General features: G+C 59.4%; 29 protein-coding genes, 2 tRNA genes and 1 pseudogene. 22 read left to right on the top strand and 10 right to left on the bottom strand.

What is annotated here, in order from left to right; translation table 11 throughout:
• Positions 1-6: 6 nt before the first annotated feature.
• From infA to NLY42_RS31355, 8 genes are all read left to right on the top strand, one after another.
• A complete protein-coding gene (infA, locus tag NLY42_RS31320; protein ID WP_006200926.1) occupies positions 7-225 on the top strand; it encodes a translation initiation factor IF-1 in 219 nt (72 codons plus the stop codon).
• Between the two features lie 19 nt (positions 226-244).
• Positions 245-871, top strand: coding sequence for a Maf-like protein (locus NLY42_RS31325; protein ID WP_023753867.1), 627 nt, complete (start codon positions 245-247; stop codon positions 869-871).
• Positions 868-1,059, top strand: coding sequence for a DNA gyrase inhibitor YacG (gene yacG, locus NLY42_RS31330; protein ID WP_023669280.1), 192 nt, complete (start codon positions 868-870; stop codon positions 1,057-1,059). Before NLY42_RS31325 ends, yacG begins: the two co-directional genes overlap by 4 nt.
• A 214-nt stretch (positions 1,060-1,273) precedes the next feature.
• Positions 1,274-1,349 (top strand) — tRNA-Phe (locus tag NLY42_RS31335).
• A gap of 162 nt (positions 1,350-1,511) precedes the next feature.
• The gene (locus NLY42_RS31340) at positions 1,512-2,234 is read left to right on the top strand and encodes a hypothetical protein (protein ID WP_023753866.1); all 723 of its coding nucleotides are present in this window, start codon (positions 1,512-1,514) and stop codon (positions 2,232-2,234) included.
• Complete coding sequence (locus tag NLY42_RS31345) at positions 2,231-2,986, top strand: hypothetical protein (protein ID WP_023753865.1); 756 nt, start codon at positions 2,231-2,233, stop codon at positions 2,984-2,986. The genes NLY42_RS31340 and NLY42_RS31345 overlap by 4 nt, the downstream gene beginning before the upstream one ends.
• Positions 2,987-3,048: 62 nt before the next feature.
• A complete protein-coding gene (locus tag NLY42_RS31350) occupies positions 3,049-3,459 on the top strand; it encodes a hypothetical protein (RefSeq protein ID WP_023753864.1) in 411 nt (136 codons plus the stop codon).
• 127 nt (positions 3,460-3,586) lie between these two features.
• Positions 3,587-3,660: transfer RNA gene (locus NLY42_RS31355), tRNA-Gly, on the top strand.
• 411 nt (positions 3,661-4,071) lie between these two features.
• On the opposite strand, the gene NLY42_RS31360 is transcribed toward NLY42_RS31355, so the two are convergent.
• Positions 4,072-4,347: a hypothetical protein gene (locus NLY42_RS31360; protein ID WP_023756344.1), complete on the bottom strand. Its 276-nt coding sequence runs from the start codon at positions 4,345-4,347 to the stop codon at positions 4,072-4,074.
• A gap of 456 nt (positions 4,348-4,803) precedes the next feature.
• On the opposite strand from NLY42_RS31360, the gene NLY42_RS31365 reads away from it, so the two are divergent.
• The 6 genes from NLY42_RS31365 to NLY42_RS31385 all read left to right on the top strand — a co-directional run bounded on the left by NLY42_RS31365 (position 4,804) and on the right by NLY42_RS31385 (position 8,946).
• On the top strand, positions 4,804-5,214 hold the full coding sequence (locus NLY42_RS31365; RefSeq protein WP_156933730.1) for a hypothetical protein: 411 nt from the start codon (positions 4,804-4,806) through the stop codon (positions 5,212-5,214).
• Between the two features lie 489 nt (positions 5,215-5,703).
• Positions 5,704-5,913: a hypothetical protein gene (locus tag NLY42_RS31370; RefSeq protein WP_023753860.1), complete on the top strand. Its 210-nt coding sequence runs from the start codon at positions 5,704-5,706 to the stop codon at positions 5,911-5,913.
• Positions 5,914-7,327: 1,414 nt separating this feature from the next.
• The gene (locus NLY42_RS31885) at positions 7,328-7,462 is read left to right on the top strand and encodes a YHYH domain-containing protein (RefSeq protein ID WP_023756346.1); all 135 of its coding nucleotides are present in this window, start codon (positions 7,328-7,330) and stop codon (positions 7,460-7,462) included.
• Between the two features lies 1 nt (position 7,463).
• Complete coding sequence (locus NLY42_RS31375) at positions 7,464-7,793, top strand: DUF6804 family protein (protein ID WP_023756347.1); 330 nt, start codon at positions 7,464-7,466, stop codon at positions 7,791-7,793.
• 312 nt (positions 7,794-8,105) lie between these two features.
• Positions 8,106-8,252 carry a hypothetical protein gene (locus tag NLY42_RS31380; protein ID WP_023753853.1) on the top strand — a complete coding sequence of 49 codons (147 nt, stop codon included), beginning with the start codon at positions 8,106-8,108 and terminating at the stop codon, positions 8,250-8,252.
• A gap of 250 nt (positions 8,253-8,502) precedes the next feature.
• Positions 8,503-8,946 carry a hypothetical protein gene (locus tag NLY42_RS31385; protein WP_031244443.1) on the top strand — a complete coding sequence of 148 codons (444 nt, stop codon included), beginning with the start codon at positions 8,503-8,505 and terminating at the stop codon, positions 8,944-8,946.
• A gap of 17 nt (positions 8,947-8,963) precedes the next feature.
• Here NLY42_RS31385 and NLY42_RS31390 read toward each other — a convergent pair whose 3' ends face one another.
• Both NLY42_RS31390 and NLY42_RS31395 read right to left on the bottom strand, forming a co-directional pair.
• Positions 8,964-9,182 carry a hypothetical protein gene (locus NLY42_RS31390; protein ID WP_023753851.1) on the bottom strand — a complete coding sequence of 73 codons (219 nt, stop codon included), beginning with the start codon at positions 9,180-9,182 and terminating at the stop codon, positions 8,964-8,966.
• Positions 9,183-9,727: 545 nt separating this feature from the next.
• Positions 9,728-10,585 carry an ATP-dependent DNA ligase gene (locus tag NLY42_RS31395; protein WP_023753850.1) on the bottom strand — a complete coding sequence of 286 codons (858 nt, stop codon included), beginning with the start codon at positions 10,583-10,585 and terminating at the stop codon, positions 9,728-9,730.
• 658 nt (positions 10,586-11,243) lie between these two features.
• Between NLY42_RS31395 and NLY42_RS31400 the strand changes: the two genes are divergently transcribed.
• From NLY42_RS31400 to NLY42_RS31410, 3 genes and pseudogenes are all read left to right on the top strand, one after another.
• Positions 11,244-11,447: a CsbD family protein gene (locus NLY42_RS31400; RefSeq protein ID WP_023673385.1), complete on the top strand. Its 204-nt coding sequence runs from the start codon at positions 11,244-11,246 to the stop codon at positions 11,445-11,447.
• A gap of 312 nt (positions 11,448-11,759) precedes the next feature.
• Positions 11,760-11,888, top strand: a pseudogene (locus tag NLY42_RS31405) (hypothetical protein); the annotation flags it as partial.
• A 280-nt stretch (positions 11,889-12,168) separates the two neighbouring features.
• Positions 12,169-13,671: a winged helix-turn-helix domain-containing tetratricopeptide repeat protein gene (locus tag NLY42_RS31410; protein WP_023753848.1), complete on the top strand. Its 1,503-nt coding sequence runs from the start codon at positions 12,169-12,171 to the stop codon at positions 13,669-13,671.
• 115 nt (positions 13,672-13,786) lie between these two features.
• Here NLY42_RS31410 and NLY42_RS31415 read toward each other — a convergent pair whose 3' ends face one another.
• On the bottom strand, positions 13,787-14,143 hold the full coding sequence (locus NLY42_RS31415; protein WP_023756351.1) for a hypothetical protein: 357 nt from the start codon (positions 14,141-14,143) through the stop codon (positions 13,787-13,789).
• 380 nt (positions 14,144-14,523) lie between these two features.
• On the opposite strand from NLY42_RS31415, the gene NLY42_RS31890 reads away from it, so the two are divergent.
• Both NLY42_RS31890 and NLY42_RS31420 read left to right on the top strand, forming a co-directional pair.
• Entirely contained in the window at positions 14,524-14,685 is a 162-nt protein-coding gene (locus tag NLY42_RS31890) for an excalibur calcium-binding domain-containing protein (protein WP_084779714.1), read from the top strand.
• A 206-nt stretch (positions 14,686-14,891) separates the two neighbouring features.
• Entirely contained in the window at positions 14,892-15,617 is a 726-nt protein-coding gene (locus NLY42_RS31420) for an SOS response-associated peptidase (RefSeq protein WP_245263495.1), read from the top strand.
• 202 nt (positions 15,618-15,819) lie between these two features.
• On the opposite strand, the gene NLY42_RS31425 is transcribed toward NLY42_RS31420, so the two are convergent.
• Together NLY42_RS31425 and NLY42_RS31430 are read right to left on the bottom strand one after the other, a co-directional pair.
• Positions 15,820-16,380, bottom strand: coding sequence for a plasmid partitioning protein RepB C-terminal domain-containing protein (locus NLY42_RS31425; RefSeq protein WP_023753845.1), 561 nt, complete (start codon positions 16,378-16,380; stop codon positions 15,820-15,822).
• Between the two features lie 274 nt (positions 16,381-16,654).
• Positions 16,655-18,259, bottom strand: coding sequence for a recombinase family protein (locus tag NLY42_RS31430; RefSeq protein WP_023753843.1), 1,605 nt, complete (start codon positions 18,257-18,259; stop codon positions 16,655-16,657).
• Positions 18,260-18,373: 114 nt separating this feature from the next.
• On the opposite strand from NLY42_RS31430, the gene NLY42_RS31435 reads away from it, so the two are divergent.
• The 3 genes from NLY42_RS31435 (at position 18,374) to NLY42_RS31445 (ending at position 19,970) form a co-directional block, all read left to right on the top strand.
• Positions 18,374-18,775, top strand: a complete 402-nt coding sequence (locus NLY42_RS31435) for a type II toxin-antitoxin system HicB family antitoxin (protein WP_023753842.1) — start codon at positions 18,374-18,376, stop codon at positions 18,773-18,775.
• A 198-nt stretch (positions 18,776-18,973) separates the two neighbouring features.
• Positions 18,974-19,291, top strand: coding sequence for a YMGG-like glycine zipper-containing protein (locus NLY42_RS31440; protein WP_023753841.1), 318 nt, complete (start codon positions 18,974-18,976; stop codon positions 19,289-19,291).
• Between the two features lie 511 nt (positions 19,292-19,802).
• A complete protein-coding gene (locus NLY42_RS31445; RefSeq protein ID WP_023685744.1) occupies positions 19,803-19,970 on the top strand; it encodes a hypothetical protein in 168 nt (55 codons plus the stop codon).
• 224 nt (positions 19,971-20,194) lie between these two features.
• Here NLY42_RS31445 and NLY42_RS31450 read toward each other — a convergent pair whose 3' ends face one another.
• From NLY42_RS31450 to rnk, 4 genes are all read right to left on the bottom strand, one after another.
• Complete coding sequence (locus tag NLY42_RS31450; protein ID WP_023753839.1) at positions 20,195-21,073, bottom strand: YihY/virulence factor BrkB family protein; 879 nt, start codon at positions 21,071-21,073, stop codon at positions 20,195-20,197.
• 78 nt (positions 21,074-21,151) lie between these two features.
• On the bottom strand, positions 21,152-21,349 hold the full coding sequence (locus tag NLY42_RS31455) for a hypothetical protein (protein WP_023753838.1): 198 nt from the start codon (positions 21,347-21,349) through the stop codon (positions 21,152-21,154).
• Between the two features lie 81 nt (positions 21,350-21,430).
• Entirely contained in the window at positions 21,431-21,823 is a 393-nt protein-coding gene (locus NLY42_RS31460; RefSeq protein WP_286497554.1) for a DNA ligase-like domain-containing protein, read from the bottom strand.
• Between the two features lie 360 nt (positions 21,824-22,183).
• The gene (rnk, locus tag NLY42_RS31465) at positions 22,184-22,597 is read right to left on the bottom strand and encodes a nucleoside diphosphate kinase regulator (RefSeq protein WP_023753836.1); all 414 of its coding nucleotides are present in this window, start codon (positions 22,595-22,597) and stop codon (positions 22,184-22,186) included.
• Positions 22,598-23,123: the final 526 nt, after the last annotated feature.

The following is a 23,123-nucleotide window of genomic DNA, read 5'->3' on the forward strand; positions in this document are numbered from 1 at the left end:
TATCGAATGCCGAAGGAAGAAGTCCTCGAGTTTCCGGGTGTCGTGACGGAATTGTTGCCCAACGCGATGTTCCGGGTGAAGCTCGAAAACGAACACGAGATCATCGCCCATACGGCCGGCCGCATGCGCAAGAACCGCATCCGTGTGCTGACCGGCGACAAGGTCCTGGTCGAGATGACGCCCTATGACCTGACCAAGGGCCGCATCACCTACCGTTTCAAGTAACAGTCCGGCGCGAACCGCGATGAGCATCCTGCAGAAGCTCGTGCTTGCCTCTGGTTCGCCGCGCCGGATCGAACTGTTGCAACAGGCCGGCATCGAGCCGGGCCGCGTGCTGCCGGCCGATGTCGACGAAACGCCGCTGCGCGCCGAACATCCGCGCTCGCTGGCCAAGCGGCTGTCGAAGGAAAAGGCGGAGAAGGCGCTGGCGTCGCTGAAAAGCGAGGAAGATTATGCGCCAAGCTTCGTGCTGGCCGCCGATACGGTGGTCGCGGTCGGACGCCGCATCCTGCCCAAGGCCGAGACGCTGGACGACGCCGCCAATTGCCTCGGACTGCTTTCGGGCCGTTCGCACCGGGTCTATTCCGGCATCTGCCTGATTACGCCGGGCGGCAAGCTGCGCCAAAGGCTGGTTGAATCCAGGGTACGCTTCAAGCGGCTTCCGCGCGAGGAGATCGACGCCTATGTCGCCTCCGGCGAATGGCGCGGCAAGGCCGGGGGCTATGCCGTCCAGGGTCTCGCCGGTTCGTTCGTCGTCAAGCTGGTCGGCTCCTACACCAACATTGTCGGCCTGCCGCTCTACGAGACGGTGGCGCTGCTTTCGGGCGAAGGCTTCAAGGTCCACACCAGCTGGCATACCGCGCGGCCATGAGCCTGGACGATAAGGTCACACCACTGCGCCCGAAGCGCCCCTGCCCCGAATGCGGCAAGCCGTCGGCGCGCGAGACCTATCCGTTCTGCTCGAAGCGCTGCAAGGACATCGACCTCAACCGCTGGCTGAAGGGCGCCTATGTCATCACCGCGCGGGATGACGAGGACGAGAGCGACGAGCCGAAGTAGGGTTTGGGCGGTGCCGGCCGCGCAATTCCACTTCGCCGACCTTACGCAATTGCTGCTTTGCCGGCGTCGGTATTGTCTGCGACAATTGCCCCGGAAAATCAGCGCTTAGGCGCTGGACAGGCCGGATTCCCGTGCTATAACCCACGCGCTTTCAAGGGGTGCGCCACGGCGCTTTCCTGAAATCCGGTCAGGCGATGTCTCGTTTGCCGGCGAGGCCCAGATAGCTCAGTTGGTAGAGCAGCGGACTGAAAATCCGCGTGTCGGTGGTTCGAATCCGCCTCTGGGCACCATCTCTTTCCTCAACAAAATCAATCGCTTGCGGGGTGGGAAACTTTGCCACTCCAGGTCTTTCATGTCGCATCGTGTTGCAACTGGCTACCGTTGATTTCCAACGGTTTCCTGCGACTATCCGCCAGTCCGTGCGACATGGATGCGACATGAGGGGGGAATGAATGAGCGACGAAAAAGAGCGCCTGCCGGCGTACCCCGAGAAGGATGCAAACTCCGGCCCCTATCACGTGGCACGAACTGCGATCGACGCGGCTGCGTCCGCCAGTCTCATTCCTGGCGCCAGCTATGGCATCGGACTGATCGTCGAAAGGTTTGTCGCCGCTCCGCTACAGAAAAGGCGGGATCAGTGGTTCACCAAAGTAGGCGAAGGCCTGCGCGATCTCCAGGATCGTCTGCAGGACTTTGATCCATCGAAGCTGGACGAAAATGACGACTTCATATCAGCCGTGGCAGAAGCGACAACGGCCGCCGTCAGGACTGCGAAGCAAGAGAAGATCGAAGCGCTCCGCAACGGTGTCCTCAACATTGCCGCCGGGCTCCAGGTCGAGGATGTTCTCCGAGGTACGTTCTTCAGCTACATCGAACGGTTGTCGCCTGCACACATGCGAGTTCTGAAGCTGTTGGCCGATCCCTCGTCGTCGCCCGAGATGAAGCAGAAGGCAAGCCAGATGATGGCCGGCGCCCAGATGTCGGTCCTTCAAGCCGCGTTGCCCGAGAGTGCCATATCGCATGGCGCTCTGACCCGCGTGCTGTCCGACCTGCACCGCGAGGGTTTGGCCGATACAAGCGGTATGATGGCAATGGGAACATCAGGCGTGTTCCTCGCCAAGAGGAGCACCGGCGTCGGCGACGCATTCCTGCGGTTCATTGCCGATCCGCTATGACGCTTTCCTTCGCCGCGGCCAAACCACGCTCAGCGAAGCGGTTTAGTGACGCTGCAGGCGATACAGACGTAAGCGAAACCACTCCTGCGACCATCACCCCCAAGGTAGAACGGTTGGCTGCACTGGTCGGGGCATCCGCACCTGCCTTCGTCCCGGTCGTCGATGATCCATATGGGCTCTATGGGTTCTGCAACACCGGCGTACTGGAAAAGGTCCGCAACGACGGTGGTGGGATCTGTTTCGGCTGGATTATCTGGGAGTGGCCGGGAGTTTTTCTCACTGCAGAGTTTCACGCTGTGTGGCTCGACGGGGCCGGACAGTATGTCGACATCACGCCAAAGCCTCAGAACGAGCGCCGCATTGTGTTCGCCCCGGCGCCTGAACACGAAGCAGACTTCGACTTCAATGCACGCCCGCTGAACGCCCGGCTTCGCACTTACGGCGACCGGTCTGAAGAGATTAGGCTGAGGGTCGCCTCGCTCGGCGATACGAAACGACGGTACGAAGAACGAAGGGCTGAAGCAAAAGGCATGACCATTCAAGAATGGCTGACCCAGAAGCTTCCTACGGATCCCGTGATTGGCCTGGTCGACAGTTTTCTTGAAGCTTGCGATAAGTTCGATCAGCACATGGATAGACTCTCTGACCACAACCGGAATTTTACGCCGGACCGCACGTGGTACCTATTGGGCGAGCGGCGGGCGCAATTGCTGACCCGCATCAGACGCCAACTAAAAAGCCCGCCACCGTGAGGCAACTTGCGCTGGCCTGCCATCCTGCGAGTATACCCAATGCCTGGGCATGGGAGGCGATCATGGGCTGGCCGAAACCGTTTCTCGCGATCTTGGTGCTCTGCCTTTGTGCCTTGCCCGCCGCGGCCGGCCAGTCTTTCTCTTGCTCTTTCGGCGAGCCGGCTTGCCTAGATTACGGTGCCGTCGTCTGCAAAAGCGGAGCCCAATGCGTAGCTAGGGATTCGGTCTGCTTCGATTCCTACACCTGCGATTACAAAGGATTTGTCTGCAGGTCGCAGTTCGATAAGGCAGTCGAGGAGATCGATGACAAGGTCACCAAGTTCAACGCACTCTTGGCAACCTTCAACGATCTGAAGACCGACTACGAGACTGCATCTTCCCAATTGAGCCGTACACAAACCAGCGCCGACGAGCTTGTCAGTTGCGTCCGCAGGGCGACGACATTGGATGAGGCGCAAAGGTGTAGAATGTAAGAACCAGGCAGCGGGGCGAAAGCGTGTACTTCATCATCGCATGTTGCCACTACGTCCAATGCATGTGCTGGTTAGCCCAATCTCTAAATTGCTCGAACGACCCCGTTCTTTTAGCCTGCCAAAATTAGCGCTCGTAGCTCAATCTAGGACAGAGCGGGACCTCCCGGGTAGATGCAGGTTCGAACCCTGCCAAGTGCACCAAAAGTCCTAGCTGCCTCCCCGCGCGGGCCACCTAAACACGGGAAGCGATAATGCCAAAAGTTATAATTGCTGGATGCTTGTTAGCTCTCACATCTCTTCCGTCATCCGCCGACGATTTCGGCGGGCTGACGTTAGCCTCAACCTGCGACCAATATAACGAATCATCAGCTTCGAACCGTGTCGGCTTCGTCCACGACTTGATCGTCGGAACAAGTGCTGCAACGGGCAAAGACTACCAATCCCACCGCGTTGACATCCAAGCGTGCGTTGCAGCGACGTTTGCTCCACCGTGCGTTACGGATACAACGACGTTCGCGAAGTGTTGGCGGCGTGCATGCTGATGGTAGGCCAATGATTTGCGCACTAGGGCGCGACTTAAAGCCCGCCCACATGAGGCAGCAGCCCGTTCGTCTAGCCGTTTTTGAAGACAATGTGGGCTAAGGCGCCTTTGTCCGCTTTGATCGCAGCATGGCAAGCCTTATCTTTGGAAGTCGCGGTTCCGTGTTTGGCGTGAGCTAACCGAATGTAGTCAAGCGCCCCTCGGGCCGTGTCGCTTCGTCCATTAAACACGTATTCCACTGACGATGTTTTGATCGTGATACTCTCGTATAGCTTGTCGAGCGGCGGACCAGGATCATTCCGAATGCTCCCGTCCTGCCGGAGAAGCACTTTCATTTCATTGGGCATTTTTGAATCCTCCCGGTCCAAAAGCTGATCTCCTTTTTCCAGTAGATCAAGACCCGGAAGTGGAAAGCCCCCGTGCCAAATTGCGGTGCCAGTTCTTTCCTGCGACAGTCGGCAGGCGCGACAAAAGAGGATGGGGGCAGTGAAAGATCTCATCTATTGGTTGCTCAGCGTGGACTGGCTCAACGTTGCGGGGGTATTCGCGACAGTGATCGCCCTTGGACTGTCGCTGCATTTCTGGCGTCGACAGTATTGCCCGCTCATCAGGGCGATGGTTAAGACCCACCGGCGGCAACACCGGTATCGAGTATGATCTTGTTGTCCTCAACTCTGGGTCCATCCCCGGCCGCGACGTTTGGCTCGAAGTCGCGGACGCTAAAGCCCTGGCTCCCCTCGGAGAGCCGGCTTGCGTTCGCACTCAGCCGGCGCGATGCTACCCTTGGGGAACGGGAGGGAAGTATGGGCGAACGAGCAAGAATTGCACTCGTCGCTGTCGTCGTGATCGGCTTTGTTTGGATATTCAAGGGCCCTGAAGACGTGAGTCCGGTGGGCACCGCCGCATCTTCGGGTGTCAATGCCGGGGTCTACGAGGGCTGCGCCAAGATCAACCCGAAAGCCGTGCTTGCTTCGTGGGATAACACGATAGACCGCATTAGGCGCAGCGATGCTACCGGTTTCAGCGGACCTGGGATATTCGTCCACGTCTCGACCGAAAGATGGATGGCTGCGGGTCACGATGGGCGACTGAGCATCGCGATCGCCGCGTATTGCGATGCAGCCGACGCGCATGGCAAGGGCGTAGCCATCATAAAGGGAAGCCTTGACGAGAACCTCGGTGGCGTCGTTGACGGCAACTACACGAGCCACTGAGGATGGCGGCGGCGCTGGCGTGAGGTTGAAGAAGGGCGGCGGCATAGACAGCGGCGGCTAGTTGGGGCGATGGCAAAAGAAGAGTTCCAGGCCAACTGGCGTGGTGCGCGCAAATATCAATTTGACGAGGAAACGCGCCGGAAGCCATGATCCCATAATCCCGATCACCGAAGCAGCGGCGCAGCTACCAAGCTCGCGACCGAGACGGCGCGGTCTCTCCACCGCCCTGATGCTATTATTATTGGCAACCGTCGCCTCGATCTCGGGCTATGTCACAATGCTGTTTTTGGAAGGGCAACGAATTGTCTCGCCGACGCCGACGCAGACAACGAAAGCGCAGCCTCAGACCAGCACGCCAAATCCTTCCCTTCCTTCTGAGGTGCCACTTCCACCGGACAGGCCGCGAGACTAGCGCCTCTTGTGCTCCAAGGGAGCCGCCTTGCGTGGGCTTCGGGGTTGCGCGATGCTTACCGCGGGAGGGCTTGGCATATGGGTGAGCGCAGTGGGAAGACGGTATATCCGAAGATCGGGGTCTGGTTCGACATCGAAGCCGGCGACATCCATCTGAGCATTGAGGGCCAGGGCCTTTCAACGGTGAACGCAAATGCTTCCAGCGCCAGAGGCAACCCTCATCTGTTCAAGAAACTGGCGAAGGTTCTTCGCGACAGCGGCAAGCCGCACCCGGCAATCACGGAATAGATATCGCGCCCTTGTGGGGGCGAAGCTTGCGTCCAGGAATGCAACCATTAATCTGGGTTCGGTCGCCGCTTATTCAACACGAGGCGCACCCTAGGGCGCAACGGAAGCCCAAGTCCCGTCCGGTTGGCACTCATTCTTGGGGCTGTCCTTCCCGCCCTCAATCGCGCCCGTACTATAGAACTCGCCCTTGTAGATGCAGCCTGAAGCTGAGGTGTTGGTGTTCTGCCAGACAAACGTCGGCGAACATACCATAACCGCATCATTTGCTCTTACGGTTGAACCAATGGAGTACCCCATGCCACCAAGCCAGCATCGCTGCTGTTCGAGCGGAGCTTCCTGCGCGATGGCGGCATCGGAAGCTAGAAGAATCAGGACCGTTGAGATGATTGACCGCATTCGACTACCGCTAAATCGGAGTGATTAGGCTCATTTTAGTGAGCCCGTGTTTTCGGATTTCGTCAAGCACTCCCCTTTAGCGTCGACCCTTGCGTGTAAAGGAACTGATGGGCATAACTCGAGTGGCGCGGGACCGAAGCTGGCGGTCGCAACAACAGGGGTGAACGAATGCTGGTCTTCCACATCTTCTGGACCATCTTCTGGCTTGTTGTCCTCGCTTCGATCCCACCACTGGGCGCGATCCTCATTGCGTACTTGGGTGCGGGTTTAGCCGAGACGCTGGGGTTGACAAAGTAGGCAGTGTCCAAAGGCTTGTAGGCGACGGCGGCCGGCGTCGAGGTCATCCCCGAGAATGGCGGCGGCGCAGGCGTGAGGTTGCGGAAGGGCTAACAGCAATGGCATCTACTAGGCCTACGCCGGCGTCCCCTTGGCGCATTCTCTTATTGTGTTGGCTTGCTGCTTTTGCGCCTGCGCGATTCGAAGAACATGAGCGGCAAGATAACGCCATTCTGGATAGCGATACGCAGCGACCACAGGCCGCCACTGGCATTCGAGCAGTAAGGCAAGCCTTTGGACACTCAGCTGCATGGGGACTCTCTGCCGTTGTCGTCGGCGCGTTGATGGGATGGATAACGGCATTCCTCTTCGATCTGGGATCATTTGCGTTGGCTGTGGCGGCTTCCTTGGGAACGGCAATCCTTCTTTGGGCCACGCTCGCACTTAAAGGTTGGGAAATTCAAACTTGGAGCGGCGTCACGCTGACTGAGAGAGTAAACCTTTGGTGGTTCCGCGGTCTCTACTGGATCGGCACCGTACTGGTCGTTATGGCCGCGATTTGGGGTGTTCACTAAACCGTCTAGCGCTCCCCCAGAGCGCAGCACTGGAGGAGGCACGAAGCAAGAGATCCGGCTTGGCACGCCAAGCCCACGCCGTCCCGTTCAGCCGAATGAGCGGTCCTACCCTTGCACTGCCGCCGCAATAGTGCTTTTTGGAAAAAATACTTGGGAGGGGAATGATTATGAAAACAACATTTGTCGCTGCTTTGTCGGCTGCAATCATCGCGTTCGCGACCAGCGCCCATGCACACAGCGGTGGCACGGACCAAAACGGTTGCCATACCAATCACAAGACCGGCGAATATCACTGCCACTAAAATGCTGAAGACCATGCTGTCGACGCCTGCCGGAACTGTCCGGCTGATCGCTAGCGTGACTGCCATAGCGATGCTACTGGCCGTTGCGCCCTGGCCTTATGGCTATTACCAACTGCTCCGAGTTGTGGGCTTCTTTGCTGGCGCCTACTGTGGCGCTATGGTCTGGCGCACTGGCCAAGAAAACCGCAACCTAGCCTGGGCACTCTTTGCCGCTGCGCTGGTGTTCAATCCGTTCATGCCAGTCTATTTGCCGCGGGAACTCTGGGCCGTGCTCGACGTCGGGGCCGCTGTCCTCTTTGGCTTTGTGGCGTTTCGGAAGGGAAATCGATGAGTGCCGGGGGAGCAAGCCGACGGCTCACGGTGCATTACGCAACCAGGCCAGGGTTCGAGGATGATCCGGATTCATTGAAGTCCCCGGTTATCGACTTAGCTGTGGGTTTCGCGCCGACCTTTAGGAAGATACGGGCGCTGATCGACACTGGCGCAGACGAGATCTTACTGGATGCTGGCATTGTACAGACCTTAACGGCGCCTCGGACAGGCGCGGTAGCCAGCGTCAAGACCGTACACGGCGAAGAAACGCTTTATCGCCATTAGCATCCACATAGACATCCCAGAAATAGACTTGCAGGGCACAGTGGAGATGACCGCTCTTTCCGGTCTTGACGATGGCAGCCGGGCCTACCAGGCGATATTCGGCCAGAGCTTTCTCAAGAGCGGTCGCTTGGTGTTAGACCCGCTCGGTGAGAGCTATTTCATTCTGTACGAGTCACGTCTCGACGAAAAATGAGCCTCATCCCGACTATATCGCCGCCATTACCGCTGCGATGCTCGCCCGCGCGGTATGGCGCTATAGGCAGCGCGACATGCTTGGGATGACCGCCTGCCTCCTGCTGGGGGGTTCTTGCGTCCGGGGTGCTGACGCTGCCGGCCGGCGACTGACCCATGGCACTGGATTCTCAACTGGAAATCCGTCGAGCACGCCTTGCGGTCGGAGCTTTTGTCGTTCAAGTGTTCCTTGACGGGTGGGGGAAAACACAATGCGCAAGCGATACTTGTTGGCAGCTTTGGCTATAACTGGCTGCCAGTCGGCACCCGCATATATCGTTTACAAACCTGGTGTGGACTTGAACACTACGCAGGCCGCGAAAGACCAGTGCAAGATCGATTCTTTCAAGGAAATTCCGCAATCGCTCGCGACTGATGTCAATCCGGGTTATAGCAACCCAGGAACGATCCAATGCAACACCTACGGCACTATGACGACGTGCAATCGTGTCGGGGCCGTCAATATCCCAGCGTCAAGCACGACCTACGATGTCAACGATGGCCTTCGGGACCGCTACATTACTCGCTGTCTGGAAGCGAAGGGCTTCGGCGTTAAACTCGCGAGGTCTTGCGCCTCCAAGGCGGAGGAAGACAAGGCACTAGCGGATCGCGCAGCTGGTCAATTCCCAGAATGCGCTGTTAGCCTTCCTCAGTAATCTGGAGCGCCGCGGCCTTATCGTTCGAACGTCGGCTTCCACTCGCGGTTGCGCTTTGCGTTGATGCCGTCATAGTCAGGGACCACTGTGAAGAACACCGGCCGGCGATCGCGGCCTGCGGTCTTGCAATCCGAGCAACCGAACAGCCCGACGAGATCCTGATGCATCGCGCCATGATCCGGCCCAAGCCTATCGATCAGCGCCTGGATATCGAGCTTGGTCGATTTGCAGCACATGGGTGCCCGCAGTTCACATAGATGGATTCGCAGGCGGCCAAGGCATCGGCGAGGGTGTGGGGCACTGGCGATCTCCGTTGAAGGGGTCGCCGCAACGGGAGGAGATCTCGATGACGCTGGCAAGCGCTATTGAGCAGATCACCGGCAAGAAGGCTGAGTTCATCCAGTGGAACGGGACAGGGCCGGCTCAACGGCGAGGGAACGTCTGTGGATAGTAACCCACTGTTCACCATAGCAGCAGTCCTTCTCGGCTCTCACGCTTCGCGCCGCAAACGACTCGGATAGCTTGACTTGCGCGGGGCCCCAACCCCGCATTGGCCGGCGCTACGCCCATCAACCCCACCACGGCGCCGGCCATCTTTCCTTTCCGGAAGCCGCCGCCGGCTAGCGTGCAGACGTTTATTAGGTTCCGCTTATGAGCTTCCCCCGCGTCAGAACGTCCATTGTACGGTCCGGGAACGAACCCCGAAGGCCTTAAGGAGAGGCTACCCCTTTCGCGGTAGCCACGCATTCACATGCGCCGCCCGAGCCGCTGGGCCTACTGCTCATTCCTCTCGGAAGTCCTGCAGCGAGGCATGCCGCAGATCCTCCTCGCCGCGCAGATGCTTCACACGCCCGACAAGCCCCGGCTTGACCCATTGCGTCGCCGGCCGCTTCATTCCTTTCGGCGCCGGCCCAGCGTGCTCCTGGACGCGCGTCCAGAGCCTTTGGCGCATTTCGCGGTTCAAGGTGATGAAGGCCGAGCCGACATAACGCCCGGTGCCGCGCTCGGCCATCAGCGCGAAGGCTGGCTTGCCCGGCTCACGCTCGACGCCGAGCAGGTCGAATTCCTCCACCATGTAGCTCTTGACCTTAAGCCAAGCAGTCGACCGGCCGCTGCGGTATTTGCTGTCGCGGCGCTTCGATACCATGCCCTCAAGACCGGCTTCATCGATCAGGTGGAATATGGCTTTAGCGTTTCCGGGCAGCGCCTGGCTGAATTGGATGCGGATGTCGGCAGGGATCATGCTTTCAAGGATCTCACGCCGTTCCTCCAGGGCCATGTCGCGCAGATCGTGTCCGTTGAGGTGGAGGAGATCGAAAGCAACGAAATAGAGGTCGTGCTGCCGGCGTGTGATGGCCTTGCGCAGTTCGCCGAAGTCCGACAGGCCAGCATCGTTCAAGACGACGATCTCGCCGTCTACGATGGCGCTCTGGGCGCCGAGCTCCGCGCTTGCCGTCACGATGTCGCGGTATTTGGTTGTCCAGTCGAGGCCACGTCGGGTGTAGATCCGCGTGCCGTCCTCTTCGATGATCATCTGCGAACGGTAGCCGTCGAACTTCACCTCATGCGTCCATCCATCGCCCTCGGGAGGCTTCTCCACCAAGGTCGGCATCAACGGCTCGATGAACTTCAAACGCATGCACTGACCCACACCCGGCGATTCAAGCCGCGAGCCCGAAATCGGTTCCGGAACATTTTAGACGAATTGCATGTTTGAAGAGTTATGAAGATCGAAGCCGCCGAATGCCGGGACGCTCATCCGGCGCACAATCGAGGACCACTGCCCGCCCGGCGTGCTGCCAAGCGAAGAGATGGTGAATGGCCTCTATGGGCCCGGGCTCATGGACGAGGCGGAGGCACTGGCGGCTGCCATCGTCGCAACAATCGACCAGATGCAATTGCGCGTGATGATGAAACCGCCTTCCCCAAGCATCAAGTCCTAGACACCCTGTGACGACCGGCTGTTTTGCCATGCGCAAAAGCTTTCGGCCGGCAGGTCCGTCAACCGGCTACCCAGAGAAGCAGTGCGACACCAATCCCATAAGGGATCAGCACTGCCGCCAAGGCGACCCACAGGCCCGGATCGGCGAATACCTGCATCTGGCTGCGAAGCTGTTCCATTGCACCAAACGGCAAAAGGCCCACTGTGTTCCCAAAACGGAAAGGGCCGGCGCACACAAGTGGGCGACTGGCATTAGGTTCCATTGCTAAATCACCAGCAAGCGCGCTTACCTGCAGCGGAACCTGACGGCCACTACGACCGTTATTCGAAAGGACAACGAAAGGAGATCGCCATCATGGACTGGAACCGCGTCGAAGGAAATTGGAAGCAATTCAAAGGTAAGGTCAAAGAGCAATGGGGCAAGCTCACTGATGATGATCTCGACCGCATAGCCGGCAACCGCGATCAGCTCGAAGGTACGATCCAGGAACGCTACGGCATTGAGAAGGATCGAGTGCGGCGAGACGTCGACGACTGGTATGGTCGGCAAGACTCGTAGGATACGACAGTTGAGCTTGTTCAAATAAAGGGCGCGTCACGAACCGCGCCCTTTTCGCGTTTTCCGCATCCGTGGACCGTTCGGCTCGGCCTTGAACAAGCGATTTTCGGGAACGTGTCGGCTTCCAGCCGCGTTGATCTCCACGAAAAGGCCAGATCTGGTGAGAAGACCAAGCCGAAAAAGAAGACGTTGCGGCGTGCAGATCAGCGTTCCGCAAAATTATTGGAAAACCCCGCCGCGTTATCCGAGAGGCCGGCCTCACGCCGTTAGAGAAATCGCAGAAGGTCAAGAGGAACATTTTAGCGATACTGAATGTTCGACTGTCTATGGACAAGCCGAACCGTACCCTCCGCAGATCAATCTAAAGCAGCACGAGCCCTACTGAACTGGTCGCGTGTGCGACTTGCCGCCAAGGCCAATCTTAGCGAAATCGTGATCAGCGATCTTGAGAACGGATACAGGAAACCGCGTCCCCACAATGTCAATGCTTTAGCCGCAGTCGGGACAGCCACTCCGGACATTCGCGCGCAGCGGCCAGCGCTCGATCGCTATCTTCTGATCGATGGACAGGCGCGTTCGTATTGGCCTGCGCCGCTGATCAGAGATGGCGAACGCAGAACTGACCGGAGCAAGGCTGGCGGCATAGGCCTCGAAAGCGGCCCGGGGATTAAAGCGGTGCCGACACTGTTCCGAAAACCGCCGGAACGTCTAATATGCCCAGATGCAGGGGACACGCATCGCTTTTGGTCCGTTCGTACTCGATCCCGACATCGGGACGCTCCTGAAAGAGCAGATCCCGATCGTTGTTGGGCATCGTGGGCTGACGCTGCTTGCTGCGCTTACGGCCCGGCCCGGCGAGATCCTGACCAAGGCCGAACTGATGGACGCTGCCTGGCCGGGAACCGCCGTTGAGGAAGGCAACCTTACGGTCCAAATAGCGACACTGAGAAAGGCACTCGGTCCGGCTGACAACGGCGGCGAGTGGATCGCCACGGTGCCTCGCGTCGGCTACCGCTTCACCGGGACTGTCGAGCCGGTGGCGAGCGCATCCCACAGACCGATACCAGGGTCCGGCAAGCCGTCGATTGCGGTCCTGCCTTTTGCCAATTTGAGCGGCGATCAGGACCAGCAGTATCTCAGCGATGGCATAACCGAGGACATAATTACGGAGCTGGCCAGGTTCCGCTCCCTCCTTGTCATCGCGCGGAATTCATCTTTTCAGTTTCGCTATCCGGCATTGGACATTGCCGAAGTCCATCGCAAACTCGGAGTTCGCTACCTCGTCGAAGGCAGCATACGAAAGCTCGGTGATCGCATTCGGATCACCACACAGTTGATTGACGCTACCACCGGTACCCACCTGTGGGCCCAACGGTACGACAGGGCCCTCGACGACATCTTCGCATTGCAAGACGAGGTTGCGGCTCTCGTCGCCTCGATGGTCGAAGGCCAAGCGGAGGCCGATTCGACGAGCAGGACCAGACGCAAGCCTCCGGCCGATTGGGATGCATACGACTGCTACCTGCAGGGGCGCGCACAGTTCTACCGGTATGAACTGGACATGGCCGAGCCCCTATTCGTCCGGTGTGTCGAGCTCGATGCGACGTTCGCTCAAGGCCACGCCTTCCTCGCGCAGGCGCTCGTCGGCAGATTTTGGTACGACAACGATCCGCGGACGCTACAGAACGCCTGGGACTCGGCACGAACGGCGCTCGCTCTCGACAGGAGCGATGGCGTCTGTCACCAGAGCATGGGCCTGGTGCTTACGCACATGCGCCAGCACAGCGACGCGGGAGTGCATTTCGAGCAAGCGCGCACATTAAACCCGTTGGACGTGAACATAGCGGGGGACTACGCAAGCTGGCTCAACTACGGCGGCCGGGCCGAGAGCGCGCTGAACGTGCTTGAATCTGCGCTGCTGCGCGACCCGTTACCTCCAATATGGTTCTGGGAGGTGAAGGGCAGCTCCCTCTTCCTGCTAAGAAGGTACTCGGAGGCCGTCGGTTCGTATCAGAAGGCCGGCGACCAATTCTTCATTCATGCCTTTCTCGCAGCGGCGTACGCTCATTTGGGCGAGACGCAGAAGGCGCGTGCTGAAGTTCAGGAAGCACTGATGAGGAAACACGACCTGACTATCCGGCTGATTTCACGTCTCCCGTTCGCTCACCAAGTCGACCTCGAGCTTTTCACGTCAGGCTTCAGAAAGGCCGGTTTTCCCGCTTGAACGCACCTTCGGGAGCGCGCCGGTCAGGCCCGACAGCCGAATGCACCCCAACAGGTCATCGAACCCCCTTAACCGAGACCGAAGTCGAGGGTGTCGGCACGCATCGGCTTCCGGGCTAGCATTCCGCGCGCCTCGTCTTCTGGACTCTTCGTTGAAACAGTCGCATCCTCTCTGCGGGGATGAGGGCGTGGACAAATACCGATACGACAATCGATCTGATCGCTGGCGAAAGCGAACCGGTGCCAAGCATAGCCGTGCGCACCGATGGGCGAATGTGCCGCGGCGCCTGATTTTGGTGACTGCGGTAGCGGCTGGCGCTCTGGTCGCGCAAACCGCCATCCAGCACAGCGAAAGTTTGCCAGAGAGCATCGAATTGGTTCGGCTCGAAGCCGGCGCCGATCACCGGTGTCGCGTCTCTGATCGACGGCGACACGATCGAGATCCACGGACAGCGCATCCGCTTCAACGGCATCGATGCGCCCGAGAGTAAGCAATATTGCGAAGACGCTAAGGGCTTCGAATACGCCTGCGGGCGCCATGCTGCCCAAGCCTTGGACGAGTTCCTAGCTGCATCGCGTCCGTTGCATTGCAGCTTTGTTAACCTAGACCGGTACGGCAGGCTTGTTGGGGATTGCGATCGCGCCGACGGTCGCAACGTCCAGAGCTGGCTTCGAGCGGGGCTTGGCACTAGATTGGCCGCGCTACAGCCACGGAGCCTACGCAAGACAGCAGGCGAAGGCCCAGGCGGCGAAGGTCGGTCTGTGGGCTGGAGCGTTTCAGGCGCCATGGGATTGGCGCGCAGAGCATGCGAACGGCACCACCAGGCCGTCAGCAAAACAACCACTCGGCATCATGCGTAATGGGCAGGTGGCGCAGAGCTATTCTTGTCAGCCACGGCGAACCTGTCCCCAGATCAGCTCATGCAACGAGGCGAACTGGTATTTGGCCAACTGCTCTTGGGGCGGCAAGCTCGACCGCGACAAGGACGGCATTCCTTGCGAGAGCCTTTGCTAAGTCCGCAGTGAGAGGGGACATTGCATGATCGTTGTCGACTTTGCCCTTTTTGGCTCCACAGCGCACACCAAGGGGAACTCTGCGGTCGCCCAGAGCCTTCCGCAAGGGTACTGGCGAAGGCAATCAATCGGTCACCGCCGCCAAGATACGCGGCGTCTGGCGCGCAGCCACGAATATAGGAGAATTCCGACCTTGGCCCGCTCAGCGTGCCTGAACTCCTGCGCAACTGGGGCAGAGCCATCTGCGGACGCTACACCAAATATCTGTCGTGGTCGGAAATCCACCGGCTCTACCGCCTGACTGCGCCGGCGGAAACCGGCCGCAACGACGAGCCGCGCTACAACATTGCGCCCACACAGGATGTTCCATTCGTCACCGCTGGCGAAGACGGCAGCCACAGACTCCGGGAAGGGCGTTGGTGGCTCGTCCCTTTCTGGGCGAAGGAAATGCCCAAGGCGGCGATGTTCAATGCGAGGATCGAGGGCATCGATACGGCGCCCGCCTTCCGCGATGCCTTCAAGTCAAAGCGCTGCCTGATCCCTGCCGATGGTTTTTATGAATGGACCGTTTCACCCGCTGACGGAAAGAAAGACCCTTGGCACATCTACCAGCCAGGCCACGCGCCCTTCTCGTTCGCCGGCCTTTGGTCTTACAATTCCAACCTCGACATAACCAGCTGCACCATCGTCACAGAGCCTGCCGCAGAACCGATGAAGCAGCTGCATGATCGACAGCCTCTCATTCTCGACCAGGCATACTATGACGCCTGGCTGGACCCGGCGACGCCCAAGGACAGCCTTAAGGACATTCTCAGCCACGACATCGACGGGCAGTTGCAGTTCAATCGCGTTGGGCGTGAGGTGAATACGAGCGCCGTCAACAAGTTGCCCAACGACCATCCCGGCCTGGTCGGGCCGATCAACCCGTTATGAGCGACGAACCAACACGGCTTGCCGAAGGCATGACAGCGGCCCCGCGCGGCCGAGAGCCGATCGAAAATCGCTTTGCGAGCATTCTGGCTGCGGCAAGCTCGGCGGGTTTGGCTTTTCGAGGCCTGGACAGAAGTCACATTGGTTCTGTTGTTTGCATCCCGGTGACGGCGATCGGTTTCTATAGGAGTTGACGTCCGACCATCTAGCGCCCCTGTTCGAGGCATGGCATCGAGAAGCTGTGAAACTCTTCAAAATGCCCCGGAAAGTTCCGGGCGAGATACCGCACCACTTTGGAATTATCCATCATCCGGTCGAAAAAGCGTTTGGCTGCGACAAGCTCCAGGCCGACCTGACCATGCTGTTCCGCGGCGCTGAGAACCGCAAGGCTTAGCGCGCCGACATCGAGCACCAACGCGCCGCGCTGGTCTTCAGCCTGTGTGGTGATGGTTGAGAGATTAAAACCCTCCGCCAGCAGGGCTTGAGGTGTCAGAGCGACGAGTAGTCTCGTGTAGGTGATCCTGACCCGGTCCATCGCCACCATCAGCCGGGCAATCTCCAATTGCCTGGCTGGCAGCACCTTCTGGAGCAACCCGAAGATTTGTGTTTTCACCGGCGCGTCGCGAAGCAGGTCGAGGACATCAGGGCAAATCCCGTTAACGGCTTTCCGGTTCTCGCCTGTCTCGGAAGCGGGTTTTCCGGCAGGGCAGAACATTTGCGGCTCGCCGGTCGCGCCACGCACCCTATGTGCCAGTAGCCTTGGCATTGTCCCGAGGCCCTCGGACACCAGTGTGGCGCAAAATGCTTGTCGCGCATCATCAGGTGGAGCGCCGCGACGATCCGGTCCAGGCTCTGTTCAGACTTTGTCGCTTGCGTGACGAAATCGCGCATGCGTTTGCATTCCGTATCGTAGGTCGCCAAAAATTCGTGTGAACGAAGCCTCTTCTTGGACCCTAATGCGCCAGCAACAATATTGCTCGCATGTCTGTCGCCACCGTTTTCCAACGCACGGTAGGCGGCGTCCTTGGCTAAGCGCTTGACTACCAAGCCACCCCCCCGACAGGCTCTCGCTCTGCCAGCCTGATAATGGGGTCGAGCGTGGGAAAAATATAGCTGTCCAGCGGTATCCCATTGATGGCATGCAGTTCCGATTTGCCCGCGATCTCATGGGCAGGCGCAATCAAATAGTCCCGAATGGTCAGGTCGCCGGGATTCATACGGATCAGGACGAAAATGTCGGGTAGCGGCCGTTTATCGGCCTTCGAAAACCAGCGTGGATAGCCGAAGCCGGAAACCCTGCATCGTCCCATTGTAATCGCCACCGTGATCTCCTCGTTTATCCGCAGGAGGTCCATCGCCATGTCATGGGCAGCAACCCCGCCCTGCCTATTAATCGCGCCCACAAGATCCCGGATAACCTGCAGCCTCATTGATTCCAGGCGCCGGTTCACGCCAATGAAGCGGTAGTTTTTGGATGGCTCGTATCCGATCAATTCATAGGCTTTGACAATGGTTCCAAAACGCCACTGGTAGCGTTGGGCCGGCGGGCACCTGGGATCCGCGTCGATCATGGCCAACGACAAGGCGCCACGGCGAGCCAGAAGTGCCCTAAGGGCGGCCAGCATCTCGTCGTTGGTCATGTGGCGATAGATGGTCTTGAGGACGATCTGCGCGCGGTCGAACAATTTGCGTTCCACGATCGGCTCCAGGACGTTTTCCACCCGCACCCACTGTTCCGGGGGATTGCGGACTTGATGGCTTCTCAGCCGGGCCGAATGCTTGTTCCAGACGCTGTTGCCAATGTAGTTTTCGTTGGTCAGCACCGAGTGCACGGATTCCCGCGTCCATGGTCGCCCCAAATCGCTGAGTTCGCCGCGCTTGTTGAGCAGTCTTGCCATCTCCAGCTCTGTCTTGCGTGTTCTGACAAAGTGACTGAAGATCCACTTCACGGTCGCAATCTCGTCAGGCGGGCCGAGCACCAGAACTATTCGATCCGTCTGCTGGCTCTTGTATTCGCGGGATGAAAGGATGCCTTTTGAGCGGCCGTGTTGATCGACAAGCAGGCGCCGCAGGCCAAAGCCGGCCTTCCCACCCTGCCGGAAGCCCAGCCGGATCAACCTCGCCTGGCCGATGAAGACTTTTTGCGAGAGCATTCTGCTCTGCTCGGCAGCCATGCTCCGTTTGATTGCTTTGAGGACGTCTGACCCGATGCTGCCGTCATTTGCGAATTGCTCGGCGCAAAATTCGATACGCACGCCGGCCATCTGGCATCGGTATTCGTAGGCTGCGCTTTCATCAATGTTCTGAAAACGCCCCCAACGGCTTACATCATAGACCACAACCGTCTCAAAATCGGCTCGCCCACTTTCGACATCGGCCAACAGCTTCTGAAGACCGGGACGCCCTCCAAGGTTTAAACCGCTGCGACCGAGGTCCTCGTAAGTGGCGACAATGTCGTAAGCCATGATATCGGCATAGTCGCGAATGGCATCCGATTGGTTGTCGATCGAGTAGGTCTGGTGTTCCGTCGACATCCGCACGTACTGCGCGGCGCGAACTCTAGGCACAGTCTGGTTCCCGCCATCTAACTTTGGCACTTTCCCCACACTCTCGACCGTTGCCCAGGCAATGTCTGCCTGGGGCATGCCAAACCTACTAGGCAGCTTCCTACGGTCCCATTAGGAATACCTCGACAGTTTGTGTCGAATGGCTCGATAGTCTGATCGAGCCTCGAAGCCGCTCCTTGGGGGAACCGACCCGTGCGCCACTATATCGGACTGATCCAAAAGCAAGCGGACAGCGACTTCGGCGTATCCTTTCCCGACTTTCCGGGCGTGTTCACCGCCGGCACCAGCCTGGACGACGCCCGCGCCCTGGCCGAAGAGGCCCTGGCCTTCCATCTCGAAGGCCTTGTCGAGGATGGCGAAGCCGTTCCCGAGCCATCATCCCTGGAAGATGTCATGTCGAACAATGACAATCTTAGCCGGGTCGCCGTCCTGGTAGCGCTCAAAGCCGAGACCACAAAGGTGGTGCGCGTCAACGTCACCATTCCCGAAGATGTCCTCGACCAGATAGATCGATCTGCGGAACGCCATGGCTATAGCCGGTCCGGATTCCTGACCGCCGCCGCGAAAGAGGCGATGCGCGACGAGCCAGCCTAGCTGCTCCTCAACGGATTCAAACCGAGGCGCTACCGACCTGTCCGCGCAAGCCGTTTCCGGTTTGGCAACCATTGTCTTCAAGGCCCGAGAAACCACGTCTCATTTCGTGAGCGGGCGTGCCGCCGTTTGGCCGCAATGCGCCAGCAACTGGCAACCATTCGCCCCGATCCGCGTTTGGGGCTCCAAAGGAGTTCCAAGATGATCATCAGACAAACCATTGCCGCCGTGCTCATGAGTGCCGCCCTGGCAGGCTGCGCGACCCAGACCGAACAGCAGCAGAGGGCAACCAACGGCGCGCTCATCGGCGGCGGTGTCGGCGCCCTCGCCGGCCAGGCACTGGGCGGCAACACCGAAAGCACGGTCGTGGGTGCCGCCGGCGGCGCCTTGCTCGGCGCCGTCATCGGCCAGTCGACCACGCCGCAGCGCCGCGGCGAACAGCTTTGCCGCTACCAGGACCGCCGCGGCCGGATCTACACGGCGCCTTGCGATGATCGCTACTACAACAACGACTATTGATCCAGCCTCCCTGGAAGTGCGGATCTCTAACCTTTGCTGCCGCCCTTCCAGGGACCCGGGATCCGTTCGGCGTTTCACACTATGAGACCCCGCTCCGACACCCTCTGCCTCATGAGCTTGCGCTTGGTGCTTGCAAGTATCCATTTCGCGGAGGCGGCGTGAAGCGGTGGTTTTCGGCGCCAACAATGACATCGCATTGCGGCTGCTGAAAGTGTCGACAGCGACCATCGGCTGCGGCCGAAGAGCCGGGGTGACGGTCACGCTGCCAAGCAGCATCAAGGCGCCAAGCGCGCCTTGGTCAAGCGAACGGCTTGCGCTGCATGCACAAAATGTGGGATAATTTGTTAGGTGGAGATTCTCGCTCACACCATCCAAAGGCCTCCTTCGGAGGCCTTTTTCATGTCGTGGTGGCTGGCAACTGAGTGCCACAACGATTAGGTGGCAGTCCCTGCCTAGGCGAAGAGTTGCACTGCCGACCGCTTTCACGTCGTAAGCTTGGAGAACAATCCCGATGCTCAACAGCATTGCGGGCTGGCTCGATGCTGCAACTGCAATTGCCATTGTTCGGCTCCTGATTGACCTCATGAACCTGTACCGCTCCGCTGCCGCCAAGAAGGCGCCGGACGGCAGGCGCGCGAGATCAAAGCCGATACGCAAGCGCCGTCCGCGTCGCCGCTGAACCGCGTCTTCCCAACCAACTCAAACTGTGACGGCGATGGTTTGACCCACCAGCGACCCGTGCACTCATCATATGGCGTCGACCGTATCCAGCTCGCGTGCCCTGCTCGGTGATGCGGTCGGCGCCGACGTGGGTGATGATGCGGGTAGCGTCGCAAAGGCAGCCAGCCGGTGCGCCGCGCGCCTAAACTAGTCGATTCGGTCATTAGTGGCGTGTGTTGCAAGTCAAGCGCTGTGAAGCACAGCATCCAGATCGGACCTGCTGCCGTGTCGAATGGAATAGGCGCGAGTGATTTCCGCACCAAAAAGAAAAATTTCCGCCGAGTAGTAGGCCCACAGCAGGATGACGAGCAGCCCACCGGCGGCCCCATATGAGGCCGCGACCGCGCTGGAGCCTATATACCAACCGATAAGCGATTTCCCGAGCGTGAACAGGGCAGCGGTTACAACAGCGCCAATCCAGACATCCCGCCATTCCAGGGTTCGATCAGGCAATATCTTGAAGATAGCGGCGAAAATAGCTGCGAGGAGGACAAAAGAAACGACCGCGTTGATAACGGCCAGGACAAGTGTCCCGAACGGCAACTGTGCGTTGATGAGGTTGCCTAGGGCCGAAATCGCCGTGCTCGCGACTAGAGAGACGAGCAACATGAAGCCAAGTGCGGTGACCAGTCCCAGACTTACCGCACGTGCGCGCACCAGGCGCGACAACGAACTGCCCTGCGCTTCGACCTTCCATATTATGTTCAAAGACTGCTGTATTTCGCCGAAGACCCCGGAAGCGCTCACAAGCAAGGTGATGATGCCAATCACCGCCGCCCAGGTGCCGCCGGATGGCTTTTCGGATGCGCTCTTCAGTGCGGTTTGCAGGATATTTGCGCTTTCTGTACCCATCATCCCTGTGATTTGGGCGGACAATGCCGCTTGGGCTGCCTCGTGACCGAATGCGAGACCCGCAATTGCAACCACGATGAGCAGAATTGGCGCCAACGATGTTGTGGCATAAAAAGCGATCGCCGCGCCATGGCTGAGAGCATTGTCGTTGACGAACCCAACGACGGCTTCTCGCACCATTGCCCATGCATTTGTGATCGCGCGATGCATTTTGCGCCCCAGTCGAATTGGCGTTCACTAGCAATGCACCAGCACATGTGATGTTCCGGTTGCGGGCTACTAACGCCCTCAGGGGGAGCAGGCAACGTCAGTGATGCGGCCTATGACGGTCCGCGACCGTGCCAGCCAAACGCGAGCACCCCGGCCGAGCACGAACTTGAACGCCTCGTCCTGCTTCTCGAACGTCTGGAGGATCGCGCTGCCGTCGAGGACCTGAAAGCCGCGTTGATAGGCGAAGCGGACGGTAAGGCGATCTGCTGCTGGCATGGCTCCGATATAGCGTTCAATCTTCCTCGCGGAAATCCTACAGTGAGGCATGACGCAGGTCATCCTCGCCGCGCAGGTGCTTCACGCGTCCAGATGAGGCCCGGCTTTACCCATTGCGTGGCCGGCCGCTTCATGATGCCCTTGGGCGCCGTGCCTGAGTGCTCCTGGAAGCCTCTCGCGCATTTCCCGGTTCAAGGTGACGAATGCGCTTCCTACATAACGCCCGGTGCCGCGCTCAGCTATCAGAGCGAAGGCCGGCTTGCCCGCTTTACGCTCGACGCCGAGCAGATCGAACTCGTCGATCGCATAGCACTTTGCCTTCAGCCAGTTGGTCGACGGACCGCTGCGGTGTTTGCTGTCGCGGCGCTTCGAGAAAAGCATGCCAACAAGACCGCGCATCTCGTCATGTGCCACGATACGGGTTTCAGCAGGGCCGTCATTTACCCGAGAGGCGACGCGGGTGCTGAGGGTCACCACGTTCGGGGATGTCTTCCCGAAACGTCACAACCGCGCTCGTAATCTTTCGGTCAGGTAAATCCGAGAATGCGTCACTGCGGGCGTGGTGGCGCTCCTGCAAAGACCTCAAGAATGGTGCAGTCCTTAGTGGTCAATTGGCAACGATCGAAAGTGGGCACGGCACGTTTCCAGCCGGCCTCTGAAACAATCCGGCGTCAAGCAGTTGAGCGGGCGGGAAACCTACCCTGCGCCGGGCAAGGACACCCGGCACAGGGTTACACTCCCGCGACCGGGCTGCCAGCGTAAGTGAGCAGACGGATCGAAACGCCCATGTCTAGCCCGCCGCAATGGTCGAAGGCGCAGGCGCGCGCCGATCGGCTACATCGACGGAGGGGGCTGGCCCACCTCAAGCACCAGCAATTCGTGCCGACGCCCGTCCCGGGCGGTCCACATGATGGACTGCCCAGCCGAAAGGCCGATCAGAGCCGTGCCGATCGGCGTGAGTATCGAAACCTTGCCTTCGGAGATGTCCGCATCGCCAGGGAAAACCAGCGTCACCGTTTTCGGATCGCTGGTGTCGGGCTTGAACGTTACAGTCGAGCCCATCCGGACCGCGCCGGCGGAGACCCAGCCATCGGCCACGATGCGAGCCCGCTCGAGTTCGGCGAGCAACTCATCCGACGCCTCTGGGGTTCGTGCGGCAACGGTGTTCGCGAGGGCCGACAAACGTGCGTGATCCGACTGCGTGATTCGGATGTTCGGCTTGCGCCGGATTTTCTTGGTGACTTGCATTTGAATACTCATGTTTCTGCCTGGCGTCGGACCTGCCAAGGGATCGCCAACGATTGTCAGTGCGACGGAAATCTATCCTGAACGCGCCGATGTTGCAGGGCCGATGCGGCCCTGCGCCAATGTCACATGTCGATTTTACATGTTCACCCCTCGGCTCGGGGCGCGCATGGCAGCCGAGCCGAGGGTTACGATCCCGCTATGGGGCAAACCCGGAAAAGGAAATCCCGACGGATTTTGGCAGCGGCGCACATAGCCCTATAGTTGGTAAAGTAATCTGCGGAGTCAAGGCGGCCACGCGAGCCTGAACCCAGATGCCGGCAGATCGATCTTGATCTGGGGGAGTACGACACCGTTCACCACTAACAACGGCAGGAGTCCGCACTCCCCTTCTGAGAGGAGGCGAAATCAGCAGCGTCAATCCACTAGCGCGGCGGTTGATGTCTCGAGCGCCGCTCTTCCGGCCAAAGCGCTGGGGCAGCACCACGAGCACGACGGCCTCGAAGCGGAAAGGTCGCCTAAACGTAGC

The organism is Mesorhizobium sp. C372A (assembly GCF_030323245.1).
Taxonomy (GTDB): domain Bacteria; phylum Pseudomonadota; class Alphaproteobacteria; order Rhizobiales; family Rhizobiaceae; genus Mesorhizobium.

Bases quoted from the DNA above. Each gene is read 5' to 3' on its own strand.
- infA (WP_006200926.1), top strand. From the start codon at position 7: ATGCCGAAGGAAGAAGTCCTCGAGTTTCCGGGTGTCGTGACGGAATTG.
- NLY42_RS31325 (WP_023753867.1), top strand. From the start codon at position 245: ATGAGCATCCTGCAGAAGCTCGTGCTTGCCTCTGGTTCGCCGCGCCGG.
- yacG (WP_023669280.1), top strand. From the start codon at position 868: ATGAGCCTGGACGATAAGGTCACACCACTGCGCCCGAAGCGCCCCTGC.
- NLY42_RS31340 (WP_023753866.1), top strand. From the start codon at position 1,512: ATGAGCGACGAAAAAGAGCGCCTGCCGGCGTACCCCGAGAAGGATGCA.
- NLY42_RS31345 (WP_023753865.1), top strand. From the start codon at position 2,231: ATGACGCTTTCCTTCGCCGCGGCCAAACCACGCTCAGCGAAGCGGTTT.
- NLY42_RS31350 (WP_023753864.1), top strand. From the start codon at position 3,049: ATGGGCTGGCCGAAACCGTTTCTCGCGATCTTGGTGCTCTGCCTTTGT.
- NLY42_RS31360 (WP_023756344.1), bottom strand. From the start codon at position 4,347: ATGCCCAATGAAATGAAAGTGCTTCTCCGGCAGGACGGGAGCATTCGG.
- NLY42_RS31365 (WP_156933730.1), top strand. From the start codon at position 4,804: ATGGGCGAACGAGCAAGAATTGCACTCGTCGCTGTCGTCGTGATCGGC.
- NLY42_RS31370 (WP_023753860.1), top strand. From the start codon at position 5,704: ATGGGTGAGCGCAGTGGGAAGACGGTATATCCGAAGATCGGGGTCTGG.
- NLY42_RS31885 (WP_023756346.1), top strand. From the start codon at position 7,328: ATGAAAACAACATTTGTCGCTGCTTTGTCGGCTGCAATCATCGCGTTC.
- NLY42_RS31375 (WP_023756347.1), top strand. From the start codon at position 7,464: ATGCTGAAGACCATGCTGTCGACGCCTGCCGGAACTGTCCGGCTGATC.
- NLY42_RS31380 (WP_023753853.1), top strand. From the start codon at position 8,106: ATGACCGCTCTTTCCGGTCTTGACGATGGCAGCCGGGCCTACCAGGCG.
- NLY42_RS31385 (WP_031244443.1), top strand. From the start codon at position 8,503: ATGCGCAAGCGATACTTGTTGGCAGCTTTGGCTATAACTGGCTGCCAG.
- NLY42_RS31390 (WP_023753851.1), bottom strand. From the start codon at position 9,182: ATGTGCTGCAAATCGACCAAGCTCGATATCCAGGCGCTGATCGATAGG.
- NLY42_RS31395 (WP_023753850.1), bottom strand. From the start codon at position 10,585: ATGCGTTTGAAGTTCATCGAGCCGTTGATGCCGACCTTGGTGGAGAAG.
- NLY42_RS31400 (WP_023673385.1), top strand. From the start codon at position 11,244: ATGGACTGGAACCGCGTCGAAGGAAATTGGAAGCAATTCAAAGGTAAG.
- NLY42_RS31410 (WP_023753848.1), top strand. From the start codon at position 12,169: ATGCAGGGGACACGCATCGCTTTTGGTCCGTTCGTACTCGATCCCGAC.
- NLY42_RS31415 (WP_023756351.1), bottom strand. From the start codon at position 14,143: ATGCCGTTGAAGCGGATGCGCTGTCCGTGGATCTCGATCGTGTCGCCG.
- NLY42_RS31890 (WP_084779714.1), top strand. From the start codon at position 14,524: ATGCGTAATGGGCAGGTGGCGCAGAGCTATTCTTGTCAGCCACGGCGA.
- NLY42_RS31425 (WP_023753845.1), bottom strand. From the start codon at position 16,380: ATGCCAAGGCTACTGGCACATAGGGTGCGTGGCGCGACCGGCGAGCCG.
- NLY42_RS31430 (WP_023753843.1), bottom strand. From the start codon at position 18,259: ATGCCCCAGGCAGACATTGCCTGGGCAACGGTCGAGAGTGTGGGGAAA.
- NLY42_RS31440 (WP_023753841.1), top strand. From the start codon at position 18,974: ATGATCATCAGACAAACCATTGCCGCCGTGCTCATGAGTGCCGCCCTG.
- NLY42_RS31445 (WP_023685744.1), top strand. From the start codon at position 19,803: ATGCTCAACAGCATTGCGGGCTGGCTCGATGCTGCAACTGCAATTGCC.
- NLY42_RS31450 (WP_023753839.1), bottom strand. From the start codon at position 21,073: ATGCATCGCGCGATCACAAATGCATGGGCAATGGTGCGAGAAGCCGTC.
- NLY42_RS31455 (WP_023753838.1), bottom strand. From the start codon at position 21,349: ATGCCAGCAGCAGATCGCCTTACCGTCCGCTTCGCCTATCAACGCGGC.
- rnk (WP_023753836.1), bottom strand. From the start codon at position 22,597: ATGCAAGTCACCAAGAAAATCCGGCGCAAGCCGAACATCCGAATCACG.